The organism is Halomonas sp. Ps84H-12, assembly GCF_024124725.1.
GTDB classification, from domain to species: domain Bacteria; phylum Pseudomonadota; class Gammaproteobacteria; order Pseudomonadales; family Halomonadaceae; genus Vreelandella; species Vreelandella aquamarina.
On record NZ_JAMXSJ010000020.1, the window covers coordinates 65,361 to 73,191 of the forward strand.

Annotated in this window: 10 protein-coding genes; 6 read left to right on the forward strand and 4 right to left on the reverse strand. The window is 58.5% G+C overall.

Translation table 11 applies throughout. The annotated features are described in order from the left end of the window. Positions 1-18: 18 nt before the first annotated feature. The 3 genes from NH344_RS11110 (at position 19) to NH344_RS11120 (ending at position 1,871) form a co-directional block, all read left to right on the forward strand. Complete coding sequence (locus NH344_RS11110) at positions 19-645, forward strand: SDR family oxidoreductase (RefSeq protein WP_058576890.1); 627 nt, start codon at positions 19-21, stop codon at positions 643-645. Between the two features lie 193 nt (positions 646-838). After that, entirely contained in the window at positions 839-1,408 is a 570-nt protein-coding gene (locus NH344_RS11115; protein WP_044628412.1) for a DJ-1/PfpI family protein, read from the forward strand. An 85-nt stretch (positions 1,409-1,493) separates the two neighbouring features. After that, complete coding sequence (locus NH344_RS11120; protein ID WP_044628522.1) at positions 1,494-1,871, forward strand: ribbon-helix-helix domain-containing protein; 378 nt, start codon at positions 1,494-1,496, stop codon at positions 1,869-1,871. 15 nt (positions 1,872-1,886) lie between these two features. Here the strand turns inward: NH344_RS11120 and NH344_RS11125 are convergent, their stop codons facing one another. Continuing rightward, positions 1,887-2,648 carry a DUF1499 domain-containing protein gene (locus tag NH344_RS11125; protein ID WP_044628413.1) on the reverse strand — a complete coding sequence of 254 codons (762 nt, stop codon included), beginning with the start codon at positions 2,646-2,648 and terminating at the stop codon, positions 1,887-1,889. 108 nt (positions 2,649-2,756) lie between these two features. Between NH344_RS11125 and NH344_RS11130 the strand changes: the two genes are divergently transcribed. Further along, positions 2,757-3,110: a hypothetical protein gene (locus tag NH344_RS11130; RefSeq protein ID WP_044628414.1), complete on the forward strand. Its 354-nt coding sequence runs from the start codon at positions 2,757-2,759 to the stop codon at positions 3,108-3,110. A 17-nt stretch (positions 3,111-3,127) separates the two neighbouring features. Here the strand turns inward: NH344_RS11130 and NH344_RS11135 are convergent, their stop codons facing one another. Next, positions 3,128-3,340 (reverse strand): DUF3820 family protein, encoded by a 213-nt coding sequence (locus NH344_RS11135; protein WP_044628415.1) that lies wholly within the window; start codon positions 3,338-3,340, stop codon positions 3,128-3,130. A 148-nt stretch (positions 3,341-3,488) separates the two neighbouring features. Between NH344_RS11135 and mqo the strand changes: the two genes are divergently transcribed. Beyond that, complete coding sequence (mqo, locus tag NH344_RS11140; protein ID WP_044628416.1) at positions 3,489-5,159, forward strand: malate dehydrogenase (quinone); 1,671 nt, start codon at positions 3,489-3,491, stop codon at positions 5,157-5,159. Positions 5,160-5,206: 47 nt separating this feature from the next. Here mqo and NH344_RS11145 read toward each other — a convergent pair whose 3' ends face one another. Further along, positions 5,207-6,082, reverse strand: coding sequence for a LysR substrate-binding domain-containing protein (locus NH344_RS11145; RefSeq protein WP_044628523.1), 876 nt, complete (start codon positions 6,080-6,082; stop codon positions 5,207-5,209). Between the two features lie 143 nt (positions 6,083-6,225). On the opposite strand from NH344_RS11145, the gene NH344_RS11150 reads away from it, so the two are divergent. Continuing rightward, entirely contained in the window at positions 6,226-6,651 is a 426-nt protein-coding gene (locus tag NH344_RS11150; RefSeq protein WP_044628417.1) for a VOC family protein, read from the forward strand. Positions 6,652-6,672: 21 nt separating this feature from the next. Here NH344_RS11150 and NH344_RS11155 read toward each other — a convergent pair whose 3' ends face one another. Then, complete coding sequence (locus NH344_RS11155) at positions 6,673-7,569, reverse strand: AraC family transcriptional regulator (RefSeq protein ID WP_044628418.1); 897 nt, start codon at positions 7,567-7,569, stop codon at positions 6,673-6,675. Between the last annotated feature and the right edge of the window lie 262 nt (positions 7,570-7,831).

Sequence of the window (7,831 nt, forward strand, 5' to 3'; positions counted from 1 at the left end):
GATAGACAAGGAGGCAAAATGACGACCTTAGTGATTGGTGCCAATGGTCAGATCGGTAAACAGTTCTGTGCATTAGCCAAAGAGGCAGGCACGCCCATTAAAGCCATGATTCGTAACGAAGAGCAGGCCACTTGGTTCCAAGAACGGGGAATTCGTACCGTCGTGGGCGATTTAGAAGGCGAGATGGAGCACGCCTTCGAAGGATGCGATCAAGTCGTCTTTACCGCCGGTTCTGGTCCACACACAGGCCCTGACAAAACGCTATTGATCGATCTATTTGGCGCGATTCGTGCGGCCGATATCGCCAGCCAGAAGGGGCTCTCGCGCTATATCATGGTCAGCGCCATGCGGGCAGAAAAGCCGCTGGAGGCGCCTGAAAAAATGCGCCCCTATATGGCGGCCAAGTTCGCCGCCGATGCCCACCTCCGCCACAGTGACGTTTCCCATGTCATCGTCAAGCCTGGCCGTCTTACCGACGAAGCGCCGACCCTCAAGTTCGCTAGCAGCGTGGACGAAGCGGGCGATAACCAAATTTCCCGGGCCAACGTGGCCTATGCACTGCTGCGCGTGGTGCAAACTCCCGACCTCATCAACCAAGAAGTCACGCTGTTGGACGGCAAGCGCCCCATCGACGCGCTTCTGTAACCCCGACCTGTCGTGCCAAGCCCGCTCAATCGTAGCGGGCTTTTTTTGCGCTCTTTTTTGCGTTGGGGCGAGCCATACATATCGCTGACGCGCTGTAGTAATGGCGTACTACCCCCGTTCTCTCGCGGCTTGCTACTCTGCCACCACACGCCTATGGCGTGCTCCACCGACGACAATCACAAGGAGAATGGAGATGAGCAGCAAGCGTATTCTAATGATCACCGGTGATTTTACCGAAGATTACGAAACCATGGTGCCCTTCCAAGCGCTGATGGCGGTAGGTCACCGTGTCGATGCGGTTTGCCCCGGCAAAGCCTCGGGAGATACCGTGGCCACCGCCATTCACGATTTCGAAGGCGACCAGACGTACACCGAGAAGCCGGGCCACCGCTTTGCGCTGAATGCGGATTTCGCCAGCGTCGACCCTGCCGATTACGACGCCCTAGTGGTGCCCGGTGGCCGAGCGCCGGAGTACCTGCGGCTGAACCAAGAAGTGTTAGCGATGGTGACGCACTTCTTCGATGCCCAGAAACCGGTGGCGGCGATTTGTCATGGCGCCCAACTGCTGGCCGCGGCCAAGGTGCTGGAGGGAAAACGGTGCTCGGCGTACCCTGCTTGTCAACCTGAGGTCGAGTTGGCAGGCGGGCAGTTCGCGGACATAGAGGTCACCGACGCGGTGACCGATGGCAACCTGGTCACCGCACCCGCATGGCCTGCCCACCCTGCTTGGCTGGCGCAGTTTATGGCGTTACTCGATCAGTAGCGGCGATCGGCAACAGGTGCGCGCCTGCGCTGGGCGCGCGCTTGCTCGGCGGCTATGCTGAATGAGACGAAGAGGGGAGATGGCCATGTGCAAACTGTTTATCGATGCGGACCCTGACCTATGGCGCAGCGCCACCCACTCGCTGCGCATCGATGGTATGGTGACCAGCGTGCGGATGGAAAATTATTTCTGGCGACTGCTGGAAGAGATCGCGCAGCGCGACGGAATGAACACCGCGCAGATGATCACTCGGCTGTATCACGAGTCGATCGATGCGGGCCATGACCTGGGGAATTTCACCTCGTTCTTGAGGGTCTGCGCGCTGCGTTACCAGGCTCTACAGCTTAGCGGCGATATTCCCGCCAACGTAGCCGTGTCCATCGGTGAGCTGGACGCCCAGCAGATTCTTTCCCGTGAAAGCACGCTGCATAAAGACGTACTCAACAAAAAACACGTTCACTAGCCACGTCCGGCTGAGTTACTCTAGCCGCTCGCGCAGCGCGCTCATAAACGTCTCGATACGCTGCGCATTAGTGCCTACATCGCTGGCCCCCAGCCGCGAAGCCGAGCGCATGTCCACCCGAGTGCGGTTGCCCTGCTCGGTCAGCCGAATGACCACGTCATCTTCGAACCCAAACCAGCGCGTCACGGCGGTGGCTTCCAAACCGGTAGGGGTAATCTCGGCAATGTTCCAACCGGCGGCCTCTACTTCGGCCTGCACTGCAGCCAGTACGGTGGCGGCAGGGGCATCGACGACCAAGGGGCGAACGTTCGGGTAGGCCGCTTGCTGCTGCTCGGCGGTCGCCTCGCCTGGGTAGTCTACTTCGTTGGGGGCGGCTTCGCGGGCCTCCCGCAGGGCAGCGAACGCTGGCGGGTTTTGGGTATCGGTGGTGATGTCATGGATGACCGGCGCTTGCTGAGCGCGCTGCCACTGTTGCCAGGGCATGTAGAGTAGGGCTGCGGTGAGCATGAGCACGCCAATGGCCACGATCGCCGTGCCGCCCCGCCGAGTGAATGCGCTGATGAGTAGCACCAACACGCTCAGCGCCACTGCCGCCGTGGCTGCATAGACACCATTACGTAGCAGGTTGAAGGCCTCTCCTAAGCCGACCCACTGCCAGCGATAGGCGGGGCCAGCCCCTGCCATTAATAGCGCTGCCGCCACGAGCGCCAGCACGCTTAGCCAGGCAAAGGCCTTAGGCCAGCGGCTGTAATGTCGCTGATTGCGTCTACCGACCATCTGTCTCTCCTCGCAGTGATAGGAACGTATCGTCTGGCCACAGCATAGTCAGCGATGTGGTAGCGTGGCTATTTCTACCACATGATTGAATCAGCGAGTCACGACCCAATGCGCTCATCCGATGCCATCGCTATGCTTGCCCACCAAGTGCGCACGCTCCTCATTCAGGCACCCACCAGTGCACTGCCCATGACCTATCAGCAGGTTGCTAACGCCTTGGGGCTGACGCCACCGCGCACCATTGCACGGGTGACACAAGCGCTGGAGCAGTTAATGGAGCAGGACGTCGCCGCCGGGCGGCCGATGATCGCCGCCCTGGTGATCAGCCGTCGGGGAGATGGATTACCGGGTAGCGGCTTTTTCGAGAAAGCCGTCGCGCTAGGTCGGTTTCCTAGCGATCCGAACCAGCAGTGTGCTTGTTATATAGAAGAGCGCGACCAGGCGCTGCGTGCCCGCGATTAAGCGGATGAGCCGCTTCGTTAGCGCTGACGCAGCGGCGTTAACAAGTCACCTAAGCCGTTATGGTCGATTTCATGCATCAAATGCAGCAATTGACCAATGTCACCGTTGGGGAAACCCTCCCGAGCGAACCAGTTCAAATAAGGGCCTGGCAAATCCGCAATGAGCCAGCCCTCATATTTACCGAACGGCATCTTGTGCGTCACCAACTTCTCTAGGTCTTCTGGCTTCATTCGTTAATTCCTTTCATTCTCATTTAAGCGATCTTTTATATTTCCGTGATCCCGGTTGTTTGTTAGACTTTCGTCGCAATTTTTACCCTCCTCGACGCTGGGCACCTGCTGTTCCGGTACGTCATTTCTGTATCGTCAGGGACATGACATGCAAAAACGTTTAAGTCTGTTACTTTGTTCACCACTTTTAGCCTTGGCGACATCGCCTGTTTCCGCCGATGAACCGATCGATGTGGTGCTCATCGGCGGTGGTATCATGAGCGCTACGTTAGGCACTTACCTGCAAGAGTTAGTGCCGGAGTGGGACATTCACCTTTACGAGCGTCTTGGTGAAGTGGCGCAAGAGAGCTCCAACGCGTGGAACAACGCCGGTAGTGGCCACTCTGCGTTCATGGAAATGAACTACACGCCGGATGCCAGTGGCCGTGTCGAGATCCAGCGCGCCATCAACGTCACCGAGCAGTTCGAAATTTCTCGTCAATTCTGGGCGCATCAAGTCGAGAACGGCATTCTTGGTGAACCCTCCTCATTTATCAATAGCGTGCCGCACATTGCCGTGGTGTGGGGCGATGAAGACGTCAGCTTCCTGCGTGAGCGTTACGACGCAATGACGCAGAACCCGCTGTATGCGGGCATGGAGTACTCGGAAGATCGCGCAGAGCTGGCCGAGTGGATGCCGCTGATCATGGAAGGTCGTGACAACGACGACCGCCCAGTGGCCGCCACGCGCATGCAAATGGGCACCGAAGTGAACTACGGTGCTCAGGCCCGTGAAATGGTCGAAGCGCTGACGCGCAGCGAGCACTTTACGCTCGGTTTGCACAGCGAAGTACGTGACCTGAGCCGTAACGACGACGATACCTGGCAAGTCACCATTGCCCACCTGGACAGCGGTGAAGAGAGCACGGTCGATGCTCGCTACGTGTTCATCGGCGCCGGTGGTGCAGCGCTTCCGCTGCTGCAGGCATCGGGCATTCCCGAAGCCGAGGTATACGCCGGTTTCCCTGTGGGTGGCCAGTTTCTCTACACCACCAATCCGGATGTCGTGTCACAGCACGACGTGAAAGCGTATGGGAAAGCGGGCGAAGGTTCGCCGCCCATGTCCGTCCCGCACCTGGACCTGCGCTATCTGGATGGCGAGCCTGCGCTGTTCTTCGGGCCCTTTGCCACGTTCTCCAGTAAGTTCTTGAAAGAGGGCTCTTGGACGGATCTATTTGGCTCCATGACGCTGGATAACACCTGGCCGATGATGGAAGTCGGTCTGGATAACTTCAATCTGGTCAGTTATCTCGTCGGCCAGGTCTTGATGTCCGACGACGACCGCTTCGAAGCGCTGCAGGCGTACTATCCCAACGCCCAGCGTGACGATTGGACGCTGTGGACGGCGGGTCAGCGCGTACAGATCATCAAGAACGACCCCGAGCGTGGCGGCGTGCTACAGTTCGGTACGGAAGTGGTGACCTCGCAGGACGGCACCATGTCCGCGCTGTTGGGCGCGTCGCCGGGCGCGTCTACTGCGCCGTCGATCATGCTTGGCCTGCTGGATCGCGTCTTCCCGACTCAGGTGGCCAGCGACGAGTGGCAATCTACACTGACCGAGATCATTCCCTCGTACGGCCAAAAGCTGGCGGAGAACCCTGAGTTGTTGCGCGAGGTGCGCGCTTACACGGCACAGACGCTCAATTTAGACGAGCCCATGAACCTACCCAGCGCTGACGAGGCGTCGCAAGACGAGCCGAGTGCAGACGAAGAGAGCATGACAGAAGAGAGCATGACAGAAGAGAGCAGTACGGAAGCCGAAAGCACTACCGAGGCTTAAGCCACATGCGCTCCGTGCTCACTAGCGCCAGCCCTCGGGCTGGCGTTTTAGTGTTCGGCTGCGGCGACTTGCGTCAGCAGGGCGGCCAGTGCCTGGGCCGGTTTGCTGAGCTGGCCGCTAGCGCGATGAACGATACCGATATCGCGATGGAAGGTGTGCTCTTTCAAGTCGATGGCACGCACGCCCGCGGGCCAGCGCCGAAGGGCGCTTGGCTGCGGCACTAGCGCCACGCCCACGCCGTTGGCCACCAGCTGTATGATGGCGTCTAGCTCGTCTACCTCGCACACGTCCCTGACGTGACAGTGGTTGTCACGCAAGAAACGATCGACCTGACGGCCGCCGAACGAGGCACGATCGTAGCGGACGAACGGCTGTTGAGTGAGTAGCGCCCGCCAGTCATCCGTGGTTAGCCTGCGGCGCACCAGCAGACGAAACGGCTCATGGGCCAACGGCTGCCAGCGCAGGTCGCTATGCAGCGAAAACGGCGGTCGAATGATCACCGCCATGTCCAGTTCCCCTGCATCCACCTGGTTCATCAGTGCGAGAGACAGCCCCGGCACCACGCGGGAGCGGCATTCGGGAAACTGACGGTGAAAATGCGCCAATACGTTCGGCAGAAGCGAGCGTTGAATGGAGGCTATCGCACCCAAGTTGACGCGAGTGGCAGCTTCCTGTCCAGCAGAAGCGGCGCCTAAGGTGCCGTATAGGGCTATCAGTGCCTGCGCTTGTTGCAACGTCTCTTGTCCGCGCTTAGTCAGTACCGCTGCCCGCCCGCTGCGCTCGAACAGCGCTACGCCAAGCGCTGCCTCTAAACGTTTCATCTGCGCGCTGACGGCGGCTTGGGTCAGGCCGATATGCTGGCCCGCTGCCGCAAAGGTGCCGTGCTGGGCAACGGCGATGAGCGTTTTGAGTTCGCGGATCATGGTGAGATTTTCATCAATAAAATTTGTGAATAGATCAAAAAACAATTGATTTAATTTTTACATTGCGCCTTTTAGGATAGTGACACGGGTCAAGCGCAGCGCGCTAGCCGTGTACCAACAAAAGCACCTATCAGGAGACACCCATGAGCCTTTCCCCCTTTCACTTAGCCATTCCCGTTTATGACGTCGCTTTGGCGCGCACTTTCTACAACGATGTGTTTGGCCTAGAAGAGGGCCGTTCCAGCGATCATTGGGTCGATTTCGACTTTTTCGGACATCAGTTGGTGATCCATGAGCATCCCAAAACGCCCGGACAAGAGAGCGCCCACACCAACCCGGTAGATGGTCATAACGTACCGGTGCCTCACTTTGGGGTCATTTTGGAGTGGGACGAGTGGGAAGCGCTGGCCGAGCGCTTGAAAGCGCGTAACACCGACTTTGTCATCGAGCCTTACATTCGCTTCAAGGGCGAAGTGGGCGAGCAGGCCACCATGTTTCTGCTCGACCCCTGCGGCAATGCGCTCGAGTTCAAGGCATTCAAAGACAAGAGCCAGATCTTCGCTAAATAGGCAGGGCGTGTCTAAAGGCCACTAAGCGCGCAGCGCCTGCTCCTGGCGACGATGCTGAAGCGGTGACTCGCCAAAGTAGCGCTTATAGTCGCGGCTAAACTGCGGCACACTGCGGTAGCCCACCGCCAGCGCCGCCTGATTCACGTTATGGCTATCTTGCAATAAGAGCTGCTGCGCTTTGATCAAGCGCAGCCGCTTGAGATACTGAGCGGGCGAGGCGCGGGTAATCTGCTTGAAATGCTGGTGAAACGTCGACACGCTCATGTTCGCCTGCTGCGCGAGCCGCTCTACCGAAAAGTCCTCTGCAAAGTGGGTATGTAGCTGCGAGAGCACCTGCACGATGCGTGAATAGTTGCCGTGCCCCTGCACCAGCGCCCTCAAAGCCGGGCCTTGTTCACCTTTGAGCGCTTCGAACACCACGTCACGTATTCGGGCATCGCCCATGGCGCTGCACGCAACCGCATCGTGCAGCGTATGGGCCAAGCGCATGACGGCATCCTGCATCCCTTCGTTCATTGCGACCGATGCCATGGGCAAAGGCGCGGTGCTGCTTGGCGGGTATCCCTCGCCCATCGCGGTGACCATTTCACTGAGCAGTGCTGGGTCGAGTTTGACCGACATACCCAGTAGCGGGGCCTCGGGAGAACCGTACGTTTCGCACTCGAACGGCATGGGCAGCGTCTGGACCAAATAGTGCCCGGGGTTGTAGTGAATCTCTCGGTCGCCCAGATAGCCCACTTTGCGCCCCTGAGCGATGATGATGAGACAAGGGTCATACATCAGAGGTGTACGGACTTGCTGCCTGCCCAGGCAGAGCAGGCTGACGCGATCCAAGCGGGAAGGGCTGGGGCCGTCGCCTTTTACGAGCGGTATGATGAGGTCGGCAAGCGCATTACCAACATGTGCGGTACTGGCCACAAGGCCCTCCTTACGCAAATGCAGTCGAATCGTTCGCGAGAATTATGACGTTTTGCTGTGCATTTTTGTTATTTTATTACCCTTTTATAGAGAAATAAGCAAAAAAAACGTAGCTTCGTTCATCGCTATCTCCGCCTAGCAGTCTGTCGGACTTGAGGTTAATGGATGAGCTGAGGCGTGGGTTCTTCACCCCCCCTGTGTTGGTGTTGGTGTTGGCGTTGGTGCTGTTGTGTGGCTCTTAACCTGCCCCTCAGCTTCTGCA